This is a genomic window from Bradyrhizobium manausense, assembly GCF_018131105.1.
Taxonomy (GTDB): domain Bacteria; phylum Pseudomonadota; class Alphaproteobacteria; order Rhizobiales; family Xanthobacteraceae; genus Bradyrhizobium; species Bradyrhizobium manausense_B.
Genome location: NZ_JAFCJI010000002.1, coordinates 557,666 through 572,147 on the forward strand (window position 1 = coordinate 557,666; position 14,482 = coordinate 572,147).

18 protein-coding genes and 1 pseudogene are annotated in these 14,482 nt (G+C 64.1%); 14 read left to right on the forward strand and 5 right to left on the reverse strand.

What is annotated here, in order from left to right:
* Positions 1 to 90: 90 nt before the first annotated feature.
* The 4 genes from JQ631_RS22900 (at position 91) to JQ631_RS22915 (ending at position 4,496) form a co-directional block, all read left to right on the forward strand.
* Positions 91 to 873: a thiazole synthase gene (locus JQ631_RS22900; protein ID WP_212329451.1), complete on the forward strand. Its 783-nt coding sequence runs from the start codon at positions 91 to 93 to the stop codon at positions 871 to 873.
* Positions 860 to 1,465, forward strand: coding sequence for a thiamine phosphate synthase (locus JQ631_RS22905; protein WP_212329453.1), 606 nt, complete (start codon positions 860 to 862; stop codon positions 1,463 to 1,465). The genes JQ631_RS22900 and JQ631_RS22905 overlap by 14 nt, the downstream gene beginning before the upstream one ends.
* 165 nt (positions 1,466 to 1,630) lie before the next feature.
* Positions 1,631 to 3,529 (forward strand): phosphomethylpyrimidine synthase ThiC, encoded by a 1,899-nt coding sequence (gene thiC / locus JQ631_RS22910; protein WP_212329460.1) that lies wholly within the window; start codon positions 1,631 to 1,633, stop codon positions 3,527 to 3,529.
* Positions 3,530 to 3,725: 196 nt separating this feature from the next.
* On the forward strand, positions 3,726 to 4,496 hold the full coding sequence (locus JQ631_RS22915; RefSeq protein WP_212329462.1) for a hypothetical protein: 771 nt from the start codon (positions 3,726 to 3,728) through the stop codon (positions 4,494 to 4,496).
* Between the two features lie 150 nt (positions 4,497 to 4,646).
* Here the strand turns inward: JQ631_RS22915 and JQ631_RS22920 are convergent, their stop codons facing one another.
* Entirely contained in the window at positions 4,647 to 5,192 is a 546-nt protein-coding gene (locus JQ631_RS22920; protein WP_212331532.1) for an HD domain-containing protein, read from the reverse strand.
* Positions 5,193 to 5,242: 50 nt separating this feature from the next.
* Here JQ631_RS22920 and JQ631_RS22925 point away from each other — a divergent pair, with 50 nt between their 5' ends.
* Both JQ631_RS22925 and JQ631_RS22930 read left to right on the forward strand, forming a co-directional pair.
* A complete protein-coding gene (locus JQ631_RS22925; RefSeq protein WP_212331534.1) occupies positions 5,243 to 5,764 on the forward strand; it encodes a mismatch-specific DNA-glycosylase in 522 nt (173 codons plus the stop codon).
* 314 nt (positions 5,765 to 6,078) lie between these two features.
* Complete coding sequence (locus JQ631_RS22930; protein WP_212329464.1) at positions 6,079 to 6,729, forward strand: glutathione S-transferase family protein; 651 nt, start codon at positions 6,079 to 6,081, stop codon at positions 6,727 to 6,729.
* 115 nt (positions 6,730 to 6,844) lie between these two features.
* Here JQ631_RS22930 and JQ631_RS22935 read toward each other — a convergent pair whose 3' ends face one another.
* Both JQ631_RS22935 and JQ631_RS22940 read right to left on the reverse strand, forming a co-directional pair.
* Positions 6,845 to 7,573, reverse strand: coding sequence for an SDR family oxidoreductase (locus JQ631_RS22935; protein WP_212329466.1), 729 nt, complete (start codon positions 7,571 to 7,573; stop codon positions 6,845 to 6,847).
* 212 nt (positions 7,574 to 7,785) lie between these two features.
* Complete coding sequence (locus JQ631_RS22940) at positions 7,786 to 8,223, reverse strand: VOC family protein (protein WP_212329468.1); 438 nt, start codon at positions 8,221 to 8,223, stop codon at positions 7,786 to 7,788.
* 276 nt (positions 8,224 to 8,499) lie between these two features.
* On the opposite strand from JQ631_RS22940, the gene JQ631_RS22945 reads away from it, so the two are divergent.
* Positions 8,500 to 8,892, forward strand: a complete 393-nt coding sequence (locus JQ631_RS22945) for a hypothetical protein (RefSeq protein ID WP_212329476.1) — start codon at positions 8,500 to 8,502, stop codon at positions 8,890 to 8,892.
* A 23-nt stretch (positions 8,893 to 8,915) separates the two neighbouring features.
* A complete protein-coding gene (locus JQ631_RS22950; protein WP_212329478.1) occupies positions 8,916 to 9,608 on the forward strand; it encodes a glutathione S-transferase family protein in 693 nt (230 codons plus the stop codon).
* 116 nt (positions 9,609 to 9,724) lie between these two features.
* On the opposite strand, the gene JQ631_RS22955 is transcribed toward JQ631_RS22950, so the two are convergent.
* Positions 9,725 to 10,159: a hypothetical protein gene (locus JQ631_RS22955; protein WP_212329480.1), complete on the reverse strand. Its 435-nt coding sequence runs from the start codon at positions 10,157 to 10,159 to the stop codon at positions 9,725 to 9,727.
* Positions 10,160 to 10,658: 499 nt separating this feature from the next.
* On the opposite strand from JQ631_RS22955, the pseudogene JQ631_RS22960 reads away from it, so the two are divergent.
* The 3 genes and pseudogenes from JQ631_RS22960 (at position 10,659) to JQ631_RS22970 (ending at position 11,935) form a co-directional block, all read left to right on the forward strand.
* Positions 10,659 to 11,059, forward strand: a pseudogene (locus JQ631_RS22960) (RidA family protein).
* A gap of 120 nt (positions 11,060 to 11,179) precedes the next feature.
* A complete protein-coding gene (locus JQ631_RS22965; protein ID WP_212329482.1) occupies positions 11,180 to 11,440 on the forward strand; it encodes a hypothetical protein in 261 nt (86 codons plus the stop codon).
* A gap of 243 nt (positions 11,441 to 11,683) precedes the next feature.
* Positions 11,684 to 11,935, forward strand: a complete 252-nt coding sequence (locus tag JQ631_RS22970; RefSeq protein ID WP_212329484.1) for a hypothetical protein — start codon at positions 11,684 to 11,686, stop codon at positions 11,933 to 11,935.
* A gap of 95 nt (positions 11,936 to 12,030) precedes the next feature.
* Here the strand turns inward: JQ631_RS22970 and JQ631_RS22975 are convergent, their stop codons facing one another.
* Positions 12,031 to 12,516: a J domain-containing protein gene (locus tag JQ631_RS22975; protein ID WP_212329486.1), complete on the reverse strand. Its 486-nt coding sequence runs from the start codon at positions 12,514 to 12,516 to the stop codon at positions 12,031 to 12,033.
* Between the two features lie 111 nt (positions 12,517 to 12,627).
* Here JQ631_RS22975 and JQ631_RS22980 point away from each other — a divergent pair, with 111 nt between their 5' ends.
* The 3 genes from JQ631_RS22980 (at position 12,628) to JQ631_RS22990 (ending at position 14,480) form a co-directional block, all read left to right on the forward strand.
* Positions 12,628 to 13,395, forward strand: coding sequence for an SDR family NAD(P)-dependent oxidoreductase (locus JQ631_RS22980; protein WP_212329488.1), 768 nt, complete (start codon positions 12,628 to 12,630; stop codon positions 13,393 to 13,395).
* A gap of 200 nt (positions 13,396 to 13,595) precedes the next feature.
* Entirely contained in the window at positions 13,596 to 13,844 is a 249-nt protein-coding gene (locus tag JQ631_RS22985; RefSeq protein ID WP_212329490.1) for a helix-turn-helix domain-containing protein, read from the forward strand.
* Positions 13,845 to 13,955: 111 nt separating this feature from the next.
* Entirely contained in the window at positions 13,956 to 14,480 is a 525-nt protein-coding gene (locus tag JQ631_RS22990; protein ID WP_212329492.1) for a collagen-like protein, read from the forward strand.
* The last annotated feature ends 2 nt before the right edge of the window (positions 14,481 to 14,482 follow it).

Consider the following 14,482-nt stretch of genomic DNA (forward strand, 5'->3'; position numbering starts at 1 on the left):
ATATCTCCACGCGTGCCTCAAGCGAGATCGCGCGGTATGGGTCCCGGCCTTCGCCGGGACGACAGCGAAAATTGAGGAGACACCTCTCACATGGTGACCTTCTACGGCAAAACCTTCGCCTCCCGCCTGCTGATCGGCAGCGCGCTCTATCCCTCGCCCGCGATCATGCAGGACGCGATCCGCGCCTCAGGCTCGAACATCGTCACGGTGTCGCTGCGGCGCGAATCCGCCGGCGGCAAGACCGGCGACGCGTTCTGGAAGCTGATCCGCGACCTCGACGTGACAGTGCTGCCGAACACCGCCGGCTGCCGCAGCGTGCGCGAGGCCGTGACCACCGCAAAACTCGCGCGCGAATTGTTCGGCACGACCTGGATCAAGCTGGAAGTCATCGCCGACAACGACACGCTGCAGCCCGATGTCGTCGGCCTGGTCGAGGCCGCCACCATCCTGATCAAGGACGGCTTTGACGTGTTTCCCTATTGCACCGAGGATCTCTCGGTCGCGAACCGTCTGGTCGATGCCGGCTGCAAGGTGGTGATGCCGTGGGCAGCCCCAATCGGAAGCGCCAAGGGCATCATCAACCGCGATGCGCTGAAGCTGATGCGCGAGCGGCTGCCTGACATCACGCTTGTGGTCGACGCCGGTATCGGCGCGCCTTCGCACGCGGCCGAGGCGCTGGAGCTCGGCTATGACGCCGTGTTGCTCAACACTGCGATCGCAAAGGCCGCGGACCCGATCGCGATGGCCAACGCCTTCCGCCTCGGTGTCGAGGCCGGCCGCACCGCTTACGAAGCCGGGCTGATGAACGCCCGCGATTTCGCCTCTCCTTCAACCCCTGTCGTTGGGACCCCGTTCTGGCATGCCGTATCCTGATCGATTTTACCCCGTCGTCGACAGCCTCAAATGGGTCGAGCGCCTGACCAGGCTCGGCGTCGGCACCATCCAGCTGCGCTCCAAAGAGCTCAACGACGCCGACGCGCTGCAGATCGTCACCGACGCGCTGGCGATCACCAAAGGCACGCAGGCGAAGCTCGTCGTGAACGATTATTGGCGCGCGGCGATCGTCGCGGGTGCAAAACATCTGCATCTTGGCCAGGAGGATCTCGCGGACGCCGACCTCAAGTCGATCCGCGAGGCCGGCCTGTCGCTCGGCATCTCCACCCATGACGACGCCGAGCTCGAGACCGCGCTCGCGGCCGAACCGGACTACGTCGCGTTGGGCCCGATCTTCTTCACCACTTTGAAATCGATGCGCTTCGAGCCGCAGGGCATTCCAAAGATCACGGAATGGAAGAAGCGCATCGGCAATATCCCGCTGGTCGCGATCGGCGGCATCAAGTTCGAGCACGCCGCGGAGATCTTTGCGGCCGGTGCCGATTCCATCGCCGTCGTCAGCGACGTCACCCAGAACGCCGACCCGGACGCACGCGTGCGCCAGTGGCTCGGCGAGAGGGAGGCCGCGTGATGCGCGCACTCTCTCCACGCCGTCGTTGCGAGGAGCGAAGCGAAACAATCCAGGCTGCTTCCGCCGAAGCATTTCTGGATTGCTTCGCTGCGCTCGCAATGACGGAGCAGGAAATTACCAGCGCCCCCCAGGCGCACACTCATACGAATTAAACCGGAGGATCCCATGAACATCCGCTCCAATCCCGACAAGACCGTCCCCGCCGTCACCACCGGCCCCCTTCCCTCCTCGCGAAAAATCTTCGCGTCGCCCGATGCCGCGCCTGACATCCGCGTGCCCCTGCGCGAGATCATCCTCTCGGAAGGCGCCGGCGAGCCGAACCTGCCGGTGTACGACACTTCGGGCCCCTACACCGATCCATCCGTGACCATCGACGTCAACGCCGGTCTCGCGCGCGGTCGCAAGCAATGGGTGCTGGAGCGCGGCGGCGTCGAGGAATATCAGGGCCGGCAGATCAAGCCGGAAGACAACGGCAGCGTCTCCGCCGACAAGGCCGCGCGCGCATTCTCGGGTTATCACCAGCCGCTGCGCGGCCTCGACGGCCACATGATCACGCAGCTCGAATTCGCGCGGGCCGGTATCATCACCAAGGAGATGATCTACGTCGCGGCCCGTGAAAATCTCGGCCGCAAGCAGCAGCTCGATCGTGCGGAAGCCGCGCTCGCCGACGGCGAAAGCTTCGGCGCCGAAGTGCCCGCCTTCATCACGCCGGAGTTCGTGCGGAGCGAAATCGCGCGCGGCCGCGCCATCATCCCCTCCAACATCAACCACAGCGAACTCGAGCCGATGATCATCGGCCGCAACTTCCTGACCAAGATCAACGCCAATATCGGCAACTCGGCGGTGACCTCGTCGGTCGAGGAAGAGGTCGAGAAGATGGTGTGGGCGATCCGCTGGGGCGCCGACACCGTGATGGACCTCTCCACGGGCCGCAACATCCACACCACCCGCGAATGGATTTTGCGCAACGCGCCGGTGCCGATCGGCACCGTCCCCATCTATCAGGCGCTGGAGAAGTGCGACGGCGACCCGGTCAAGCTGACCTGGGAGCTTTACAAGGACACGCTGATCGAGCAGTGCGAGCAGGGCGTCGACTATTTCACCATCCACGCCGGCGTGCGCCTGCAATACATCCACCTCACCGCCAGCCGCGTCACCGGCATCGTCAGCCGCGGCGGCTCGATCATGGCGAAGTGGTGCCTGGCGCATCACAAGGAGAGCTTCCTCTACACGCATTTCGACGAGATCTGCGACCTCATGCGCAAGTATGACGTCTCGTTCTCGCTCGGCGACGGCCTGCGTCCGGGCTCGATCGCCGACGCCAACGACCGCGCACAGTTCGCGGAGCTGGAGACGCTCGGCGAGCTTACCAAGATCGCGTGGGACAAGGGCTGCCAGGTCATGATCGAAGGCCCCGGCCACGTGCCGATGCACAAGATCAAGATCAACATGGACAAGCAGCTCAAGGAGTGCGGCGAAGCCCCGTTCTACACGCTTGGACCGCTGACCACCGACATCGCGCCGGGCTACGACCACATCACCTCGGGCATTGGTGCGGCCATGATCGGCTGGTTCGGTTGCGCCATGCTCTGCTACGTCACGCCGAAGGAGCATCTCGGCCTCCCCGACCGCAACGACGTCAAGACCGGCGTCATCACCTACAAGATCGCTGCCCACGCCTCCGATCTCGCCAAGGGCCACCCGGCCGCCCAGCTCCGCGACGACGCGCTCTCCCGCGCTCGTTTCGACTTCCGCTGGAGCGACCAGTTCAACCTCGGCCTCGACCCTGATACCGCGAAAAACTTCCACGACGAGACCCTGCCGAAGGAAGCCCACAAGGTCGCGCATTTCTGCTCGATGTGCGGGCCAAAGTTCTGCTCGATGAAGATCACCCAGGACGTCCGCGACTACGCCGCGACGCTGAACGATCCGAACAGCGTGGGCATGTCACTGGCCGGCACCGCCGAGGACGGCATGGCCAGGATGAGCGCGAAGTTCAAGGAGATGGGCTCAAGCGTTTATCTGGATGCGGAGAAGGTGAAGGAGAGCAACAGGGTGTTGTGAGGGGCTCTAGCTGAATTCGCGTTGAAGGCCGGGCGAAAGCCCGGCCTTTTTGTTCGCCTTCTTCAGCATGGTGGTTACACTTCGCTAACCTCCCCTGCGAAGTCTCCGCCTCCGCTGGTCGCAAGTTCGCTTCATATCGATGTAAGGTAGAAGACAGGATCTCGTGGCACGAGCGGTCGCACCTTTGAAGTACAGATTGCACCATCTGATGTTTTCCTTCCTGCTCGCTGGGGCGTCGGGAGCGCTGGCGCAGGAGCAGCCGCACGAGGTTGCCCGGCCGATCGCACCTGCGGAAGTCGTGCTCTACATCCAGTCAGACTTGAAACGCACGGACTTCGTTCCGCCGCTGGTTTGTGCGCTTCGGCGTGTGCTCACCGCGCCCGTCTCTGTGCAAGCTCTCGACCTTCCGCTCGGATCCGAATTGCTCGCAACGCCCACGCAGTTCGAGGTCACGAAGGTGGCAGACCGGTTCATCCGGCGAACGGCGGACGAAGGAAATGCGCCTTCGTTCAAGTACCTTCTTATTCCGTTCGATATGAAGGTCGACGCCTGGAACTGGCGCTATGCGTTCTCAGTGAGCTTTGGCGATGAAACGACGTCCTATCACGTTGGCGTCGTCTCCACCGCGCGGATCGTCGCCGGCAATTGGTGGCTGCAATCTCCCTGGGACAGCGAGATCACGGCGACACGCGCTTACAAGCTGATTCTCAAATCAATCGCGTACCGCACAGGCCATCGCGGCACGGACGCCTGCATTCTCTCAACTCCACTCAGCCTCGAGGAGCTGGATCGAAAATCATCCGAGTTTTGCCCGGATGACCGTGCCGCGCTTGTTGCGGCTGGCGTCCTCAAGGAAAAGGAACAGCAGAACGACCCCGACTGCATGACCGTTGCAGGGCGATCGCTTGTGCCAATGCTCGTGACAGCACGCAGGACGCTGGACGATTGGTGGGCTGCGTCGCACTGACCTGCCCTGCGCAACGAGCCCGTAGGGTGGGTTAGCGCAGCGTAACCCACCACTTGACATCCAAAACCTCTCGAAACGTGGCGGGTTACGCCTTGCACCGTTGCGTGTTGAACGACCGCGCTTGTGGGCGGCTGACCTACCCTACGCCGCTCAACACAACGACGCCAATTCCCTCGCGAGATTGTCACGGGCACGTCGATCATACTTCTCGGCGAAGCCCGCTTCGGGATAGATCACCGCGCGGGCGGCGAACCTTCGCAGCACCGCGGCGCGGCCGGCGCGGAAGTCGGCGTCGCTGACGTGGATGAACTCCTGCCGGATGGCTGCAGCATAGGCGTCGTAGCGCGCCGGCTTGGCGCCCAGAATGCTGAGGTCGATCGAAATCAGGACGGCACCAAGGCGATCGTCCGCCTGGACGTCGTGCGTCCGCGTCAGGCGGATCAGGCGGCCAACCTCGCTGCTGATATCGGCGCGCACGTGCTGTTCGGCCAGTTGGGCGCTGAGCTCTTCGTTGTCCGGGCGGGACGGATCGTAGACGACGTCATGCCACCAGATCGCTTCCGATAGAATCTCGCGCTCGTGGACCGAAAGACCATCCACCTGCGCAAGCAATGCGAGGCAGTCCTCGATATGCGCGAGGTTGTGATAATGTCGACCAGGCGCAGTATAGGCGGTGGCTAGTTCTTCGCGGGTCATCATTGAAGTATAAGACGCGACGGATGGAAGTGATAGCGAGCGTAGCCCGGATGATCGACGTGCCGAACGCCTCTAGCCACCGCCTCCCCGACCAGCTCCGTCCCAATCTCCGCCTCGTCTTCGTCGGCACTGCCGCCTCGACGCGTTCGGCCGAGGTCGGGCATTACTACGCGCATCCCGGCAATCGGTTCTGGCGTGCGCTGCACGAGGCCGGCATCACGCCGCGGCGCTATCAGCCGGGCGAGTTCGCGGCGCTGATCGAGCTCGGGATTGGGTTCACTGATCTCTCCAAATCGGGCGCGGGCATGGATCATCAGATCGCGGCTGAGGCGATCGACGTGCCCGGCTTCAGGACCAAGATCGCGACGTTTCGGCCGCGGACGATTGCGTTCACGAGCAAGAAGGCGGCGAGCTTGTTTTATGGCCGGCCGTCAGCTGCGATTTCGCTGGGGCGGCAGGTGCGCGATGCGAGCTTGCCCGAGATTTTCGTGCTGCCGTCGCCGTCTGGTGCGGCGTCGGGGCACTGGACGATTGAGCCGTGGAAGGAACTGGCGAGGTGGATTGCTGCTTAATGTGGTTTACGACAGCGCCCCAAAACTCAGCCGTCGTCCCGGCGAACGCCGGGACCCATAACCACAGGGAGAGGTTTGGCGAAGACTCGTCGTTCGGTACTTCTACCGGCCATAACCGATAAATCACGCGGTATGGGTCCTGGCTTTCGCCAGGACGACACCGTGGGTTTAGCTGCGGTCATCCCGCTGAACCGCGAGGCTGCTAAGGTGCACTGCGCAACTCCGACACATTCGAAAACAGGCTACGTTGTCGGAATCCGGCCCCACCGTTCGTCCTCTGCCCATCGCCCCCCAATCCACCCGGAGTTCTCCGCATGCCCCCGACCATCACCGCCTTCGCAAACTCGCCCGACCGCGGCAGGGGACAGGCGCGCGACATGCGGGTTCGCTGGGCGCTTGAGGAGGTGGGGCAGCCCTACGACGTTCGCCTCGTGTCGTTCGAGGAGATGAAGGCGCCCGGCCATCTTGCGCTGCATCCGTTCGGGCAGATTCCGACCTTCGAGGACGGCGATGTCACAATGTTCGAGACCGGCGCCATCGTGCTCCATATCGCCGAGCGTAATGACGGGCTGCTGCCGAAGGACGCGAGTGCCAGGGCGCGCGCCATCGCGTGGATGTTTGCCGCGCTCAACACGCTGGAGCCGCCGATCATCGAGCTCGGCATGGCGACGCTGCTGGAGCGCGACGAGAGCTGGTATGAGGAGCGGCTGCCGATCCTGAGGGATCGTGTCTGTGTCAGGCTCGACGAATTGTCCCGCCACCTCGGCGGCGCCGACTGGCTCGATGGCGCATTCAGCGCTGGCGATCTGCTGATGGTGACGGTGCTGCGCAGGCTGGGTGCGTCGCGCATTCTCGGCGACTATCCGACCCTCTCGTCCTACGTCGCCCGCGGCGAGGCGCGGCCGGCCTTCCGCCGAGCGTTCGATGCTCAGCTCGCGGTTTTCACGGCAGCGTCGGCCGGCTAGGAACCGTGCCGTAGGATGGGCAAAGGCGCATCAGCGCCGTGCCCACGATTTCTCCGTTATGAATAGAGATCGTGGGCACGCTTCGCTTTGCCCACCTACGACAGCATGCCTGGAGCTAGAGATCGAAATTCGTCGGCATCATCACGACGTCGCGGATGGTCATGCCGCGCGGGCGCGTCAGCATGAACATCACCACCGCGGCCACTTCGCTGGCTTCCAGCAGGCTTCCAGAATCCCTCGCCTCTTGCAGCTTCTCGGCTGGCCAGTCCGCGAGCAGCGCGGTGACGACAGGGCCGGGCGAGATCGAGCCGACGCGAATGCCGTGCTTGAAGACCTGGCGCCGCACCGTCTGGACGAAGCAGTTGATCGCCCATTTGGACGACGCATAGACCGGCTCCCATGGCGTCGGAAAATGAGCCGCCAGCGAGCTCGTGACGATGATGTCGCCGGCCCCGCGCGCGATCATGTGCGGCAGCACGTCGTGCACGTTCTTCATCACGACGTTGACGTTCAGGTTCAGCATCCGGTCGATCGCCATGGTGTCGGCATCGACCAGATCGCCGCCGACATAGGTGCCCGCATTCGCGTGGAAGATGTCGAGCTGGCCGGCCTTCTCGAGAACGCGGGGCAGCAACGTTGCGCAGTCTTTGGCATCAAGCAGGTCGATGACCAGCGGGATCACGGCGTCGCCATGCTTGTTGCGGAGCGCCGTCAGCGCCGCCTCGTCGCGATCGACCATCACCACGCGCGCGCCGGCGGCGAGCATCGCCTCGGTGCTCGCCAGCCCGATGCCCGATGCGGCGCCGGTCACGGCCGCAATCTTGCCTTCCAGTTCTCTTGCCATGAGATCACCATCCTGCTGAGGCGGGCAGTATAGCGATGCAAGGCGGATTGGCGAAGATGATCGGTGTGAGGCGTCGTTGGGTGAGCATACGGTAGCGCGTCAAACACAGCCGTCGTCCCGGCGAACGCCGGGACCCATACCGCGGAATCTATCGATTGAGGACGGTCGTAGTACCGGACTCCAAGTCTTCGCCAAACCGCGAAGCGCTCCCCTCACCCCGCATACGCCCTGTCCAACTCCGCAATCACGATCTTCCGCATCCCCATCATCGCCTGCATGACGCGGTTCGCTTTCACCCGGTCGGCGTCGCCGAGATAGCGGCCGAGCGCTGATGGCACCACCTGCCAGGACAGGCCGAACTTGTCCTTGAGCCAGCCGCAGCGGGATTCCGCGCCGCCGTCGGCGGTGAGGCGGCTCCAGAAATAGTCCACCTCTTCCTGCGTCTCGACGCTGATGAAGAACGACACCGCCTCGTTGAAGCGGTGTTGCGGGCCGCCATTGAGGGCGTTGAAGCGCTGTCCCTCGAGCTCGAACACCGCCATGAAGTCGCTGACGGTCTCGACCCTGGCGTTGGGGAATACCGATTTGTAGAAGGCGACGGCTTCCGGGACGTTGTTGTCGAACCAGAGAAACGGCGTGATGGAGGTCATGTCAGGAATTTCCTTTTGTCTCGGCGAGGCCCCGCGACCGCAAGCCGCTATCCCAAGGACGCGGTCGCGCCCGCCGTTCCGACAGCGGGGCGGGAATTTTTCGGCCCCGTCCCCGATCCAGCAAACGGGCGATGCCGCGCATCCTCCGATCGATCGACGTCGCGTGCGGACACTTGCAAGCGCGTGGTTGCGGCGATACGACTTTGGGTGGAACAGCACGGGCCGTCAAAGAGCCGGGCCTCAACCGGCGTGCATCATGTCGAGGAAGCCGCTGCCATGAGCGACGATCTCTCCGGTGTCTGGGACGGCACTTACATCCAACCCGGCACGGGAATGGTCACGTTCACGGCGACGCTGGTCGAGGCCGGCGGCGCGATCAGTGGCAGCGTCACCGAGCCGTGCTCCAAACCGGGCTGCCCGGTGCGAACCCACAGCGCCTCGATATCGGGCCATCGCGCAGGCAGCGTCGTATCATTCGTCAAGCGCTACGATCCGCCGGGCTACGGCTTCGACATCGTCCACTACGACGGCATCATGAACGGCGAGGCGACCGAGATCGACGGGCGCTGGCGATTGCCGGGCACGTCAGGGTCGTTCCTGATGATCCGCTCCGGCAAGCGCGCACTTGCAAGCACGACCGACAAACGGGCCAACGAACCGGCCCCCTAGTTTATTTTTTAGGAGGTGCCGACATGCTGACCCTCTATTCCTACCCGCAACTGTTCGGCGTCGCGGACAACAACGGCTATGGGCTCAAGGTCTACGCCTTCCTGAAACTGTCAGGCGTTCCGTTCGTGCATGAGCACGTGTTCGATGCCTCCTCAGCACCACGCGGACAGCTGCCCTACATCGTCGATGACGGCGTCACCATTGGCGACAGCGAGACCATCATCGCGCATGCGATCGCAAAGTATCATCTGACCATCGATGCCGCGCTGTCGCCTGCGCAGCGCCGTACCCATCATCTCCTCACGCGGATGCTGGATGATCTCTATTGGGTGATGTCGTATTCGCGATGGAAGGACGAGCGTTACTACCCTCTGTTTCGCGACGGCTTCATCGCACAGCATCCGCAGATCGACGCAGCTGGATTCGAGAAGGCGAAGGCCTACAATGCGCAGCGCTATCACTACCAGGGCATCGGCCGCTACACGCCCGACCAGGCCTACGCGCGGGGGCTCGCCGATCTGCAGGTGCTGGCCGAGATCGTGCCCGCGACCGGGTTCGTCGATGGCGAGCGGCCAACCAGCGGTGATGCCGGCATCTACGGCTTCATCGCGAACATCCATTACTTCCCGATCCCGACGCCGCTGAAGGCATTCGTCGACGCACACGGCAATCTCGTCGCGCATTGCGAGCGGATGCATGCGATGGTGAGCGGGTAGTAACCCTTTCCGTCATTGCGAGCGCAGCGAAGCAATCCAGGCTGTTACCGCGGAGGGATTCTGGATTGCTTCGTCGCAAGAGCTCCTCGCAATGACGGTGCCGAAGCGGTGAGCTTCTACCGCATCGTGATCGCGAGGCCGCTCAGATCCGCATTCGCCATCAACCCGACCTGCGTGCCCGACAGCTCCAGCACCGCACCCTTCTGGTTGGTCAGCACGATGGCGCGGGCGCCGCGGCCGACCGCGATGCCGGCACCGGCGGCGCCATAGACGCCGGCGATATCCGAGGGACGGTTGATGTTGGAGACGCGGCCGCGCAGCACGGTCTTGGAGCCGCCGAAGACGAGGCCGTAATCGAGCCCGCCGGTCGAGAGCGAATAAGAGCGGCCGCGGAAGTTCAAGACGCCGGAGCCGCCCGAACCGCCGATGATCCAGCCCGCCTTGTAGATCGTCAGCACCACGGTGCCGCCATCGGCGATCGCCGAGGTCGAGAGGCCGGCCAGCGCGGCAATGGCGACGAGCGCAGCACGCAGGGTGGAAGCAATCTTCATGGGGCGTCTCCGGGGGGCTATTTTCTTTTGCGGGGGATGCGAATCAGAAACCGCAATCTATCCGATTGATCGCGGCGGCAACATGATGGGGTGGAGCTTCGGCAAGTGCGATGGCGGCCGAATTCCCGGACGGCCCTCGCTCTCCGTCATTGCGAGCGCAGCGAAGCAATCGAGACTGTCGCCGCGGAGGGATCCGGATTGCTTCGCGGAGCCTGTCATCGGGCCGCGCGTCGCGAGGACCCGTTGGCTCGCAATGGCGGGTGGACGGATTCCGGCCTCTCATGCCAGCGGGCCATCGGGAGCCTCGAGGCACACCGGCGCATGATGCCATCCTGCCCCTGTTTTGCCCGACGGGTCAACCACAATTTCTGTCTTCCCGAATTCCGGTCTTGCCAGTCATTTCTACGGTGCATGGGGTTGTTTTCGCGTTTTCTGTTTGGAGCACGCCCCGCACACCGCTACGCTTCCCGCACGCTTCACCATTGCATCCGAGGTTCCCATGCCGATCCAGCATTTCGCGCCCCCGCCGCACGTCAAGGCGCCGCCGCTGTCGTTTGCGACGCGCGTCGGCGATCTGCTGTTCGTCTTCTGCTGTTCGTCTCCGGCATTCCCGGCTTCGATGGCAAGGGCGCGCTGCCTGACGGCTTCGAGGCGCAGTTCGCCAATGTCGTCGTCAACATCAAGCGCGTGCTGGACGAGGCCGGCGCCACCACGCGCGACCTCGTCAAGGTCAACGTGCTGCTGACCCGCGCCGCGGACGTCGCCGCGATGAACGCGCTCTATGCCGGCGCGTTCGGCCCGCCGCCCTTTCCTGCACGCACCACCTGCGTGGTGCAGGCGCTGCCCGATCCGAAGATGCTGATCGAGATCGAGGCGGTGGCGTCGCTGGCCAAAGGATAGTCAAGCGGGATTGCGCAGCCATGCGCCTGACATATCCGTGAACAGCCTTGCCGCGGCTTGCAAGACGCGCCGTTTTGCCGCACGAGTTGCCGCGTCATGCCGTTATCCAGGAGATTTTTCATGCGTCGCGTTCTCGCCCTCGGTGCCGTTGCCGGTATCGCTACTTCCGTCTTCGCAATGCCTGCCGCCGCGAAGGTCGGTTATTACGTGATCCGCTGGGACAACACCGGCATCTGCCAGGTCTGGAACGAAGACCTCAAGTACAAGCCGTTCCAGTGGGGCGCATCGACCTACAAGGTCGTCAGCAAGCCGTACCCGACTTTCACGCAGGCCTCCGAACTCCAGATCAAGATGCGCGGCGAGCGCCGCTGCACGCTCTGATCCATCAGGTCGATCCAATTCCTCGAGGGCGGGTTGCGCGAGCAGCCCGCCCTTTCCTTTTGCACTCGCCTGTGCCGGCATTTCTGCCGCGAATTCCGTCAATTCCGGCCCGCCCGTTTTGAACCTGATCAGCACGCGGAACTACTCACCTCTTGTCCGGGGCGCACGCTGAGGCGCGTCCCGCACTCCCCTCCCCGCATTGTCGGGAGGCGCATCACATCTTTCAATTTGAGGAGCTGATCCATGCGTCGTATTTCCATGCTCTGCGCTGCCGCCGGTCTTGCCGCTGTCGCCTTCGCCGCCGCAAGCCCGGTCGAAGCCGGCTATCATCTGATCCGCTGGCAGGACAGCGGCCTGTGCCAGATCTGGGACGAGAGCATTCCGACGACGCCGTGGCCGGCCGGCTACCATCGCGCCAGCGCGACCGTGCCGACGTTCATCGACGCACTTGCGATGAAGGACACTGCGCTCAAGGCCGGTCACTGCAGCTGGTAGGAATTCGATCGGCGGACGACAAGGGCCGGGCAAGGATGCGATACCAGCATCCTTGCCCGGTCGTTTTTTATCTCGCCGACATGGGCGGAGCGCCGTCACGCGTCCTTGTGCGCGCCCGGATGGATCAAGACATCGCGCGCGGCGGAGAGGTCGATGAAGGCCTGCGCGCTGCCGCCCTGGTCGGGATGCATGCCCTTGGCGGCGCGGCGATAGGCCTGATTGATGTCGTCGCAGGTGAGCTGCACGGCGAGCGGCAGGCCCAGCATCTTGCGGGCGCGATCCTCACTGGACAACTTCTTCGGTGCCGCGTTGCGGCGGCCGAAGCGCGGCGCGGTCAGATCATGGACGACATCCAGGATCACGCCGACGCGGCGCCGCGCGGCCAGCGTCACGCCGTGATCGTCGTTGTCGGCAACCTGGCGCAGCACGGGGAGCGCCTGTTCGGCGGCCTGCCGCAACGTGGCATCCGTGCTCATCCGCACGATCTCGGCCACCAGCCGGCCGGCCTCCGCCCAATCGGCTGATTCCGCCGACCGCAGGCGCTCGAGCGCCAATTTCCAGGATTCAAGTCGTTCCATCATGCGCGCAACGTTTAGCAATGAAGACGAGTATGCCAAGGCTGCCGTTTCCGACCCCTTAATTTCGAGTTAGCCTTTCATGAAACTTAGAAACGAATCCGGGAGGAAATTGTCATGGCATTGCTTGCAAACCACATCGCCGTCATCACGGGCGCCGGGTCCGGCATCGGCCGGGCGATCGCCGCCGGTTATGCGCGCGAAGGGGCGCAGGTCGTGCTGCTCGACGTCAACGCCGATACGGTCGCGGAGGCCGCCCAGGAGATCCGCAAGGCCGGCGGCAAGGCCGAGAGCTTCGCGCTCGACGTGACCAAACGCGACGACTGCTTCGCGCTGGCCAGGCAGATCGCCGACGAGGTCGGGCAGGTCTCGATCCTCGTCAACAATGCCGGGATCACCCGCCGCAACGCCTTCACGGCGGAGACCGAGGCTGTTGCGAAGGACTGGAACGACATCATCTCGCTCAACCTCAACGGCGTCTTCAACATGACGCAGGCCTTCCTCGCACCCTTGCGCGCCAGCAAAGGCCGTATCGTCAATATCGGCTCGATCCAGTCCTTCGTGCATCTGCGCACGCCGAGCTCGGCGGCCTACACCACTTCGAAACACGGCGTCCTCGGTTTCACCAAGGCGCTCGCGGTCGAGCTCGGCAAGGAAGGCGTGCGCGTCAACGCGATCGGCCCGGGCTTCATCGAGACCAACATCAACGCCAATGTGCGCGCAACCAATCCGGCGCTGGTGCAGGCCTTCGTCGATCACACGCCGCTCGCGCGCACCGGCAAGCCCGAGGACATTGTCGGCCCCGCGATCTTCCTCGCGTCGGATCTGTCATCCTACGTGACAGGTACGATCGTGATGGTGGACGGCGGATATCGCACGGTGTGAGGCGCAAGATCGGTCCGCATCGCTATGCATCTCGTGCCAATCGCGGCGGTGCGGCGGCATTCCCAAGGTCAATTCGTGCGTTCGCTCGCAATTAACCTTTCATTAACCAAACCCGCCCACCGTGGATCTACGGCTTGGGGGTCGTTTGTTCTCGATCCGCTTCCAACGATGGAAGCGGGCGTTGATCGGGGAGTGTATTGATGACCACTGTTCATGTCGCCGCGTCCGAGCAGGGCGCACAATTTCTTGCACCCAACGAGATCGTTCCACTGTTGATCGGCGCGACCGTCGGCGAGGTCGAGCGCGAGCTCGTGCTCCAGACGCTCGCACGCTGCGACGGCAACCGCACGCGCGCCTCGCGCGTGCTCGGCCTGTCGGTGCGCACGCTGCGCAACAAGATCAGGATCTATGCGGCCTCCGGCATCGACGTGCCGGCCTATCATGATTGAGACGTGATGCGCCCTCGCGCCTGTTGATCAAGCCCGCCGCGATGTGCAGGCGGAATTGCTGCTGTCGTCAAACGCCGCTAAGTAACTTGCGTGCGCAGAAGGAGCAGCGGCGTGGCAGACGATCAGGGACGGCAGGGCCCCCAGGGTCCGCGCGGACGGCAGGGCGAACCGGGACGGCCGGGACCGCAGGGTCATCCGGGCAAGCGAGGCCCGGACGGCGCACGCGGCAAGCCCGGACCGCAGGGCAAGCCGGGGCCGGCCGGAAAGACTGGCGCCCAAGGCAAGCCCGGCCTGCCGGGCAAGGGGGGCGAAGCTGGCCCGCGGGGCGCAGCCGGACCGCAGGGCACCGCAGGTCCGCAAGGTCCCGCCGGTCCTCAGGGCCCGCGCGGCGAGGCTGGTCCGCCCGGCCAATTGCCGTCGATCGAGCAGGTGTTGCCGTGGCTGGAGCAGCTCTTCGATGCCTGGGACGAACGCCGCCGCCAGCGCGAGCAGGAGGCCGCCGAGCGCGCCGCACTTGAAGCCGCCGTGCACGAGGATGAGGATTCGTCCTTCGACGACGATGGTGAGAGCGAGGGTGCCGAGGGCGACGAGCACAAGAAAAAGAAGAAAAAGAAGAAGCACGGTCACAAAAACTAGGC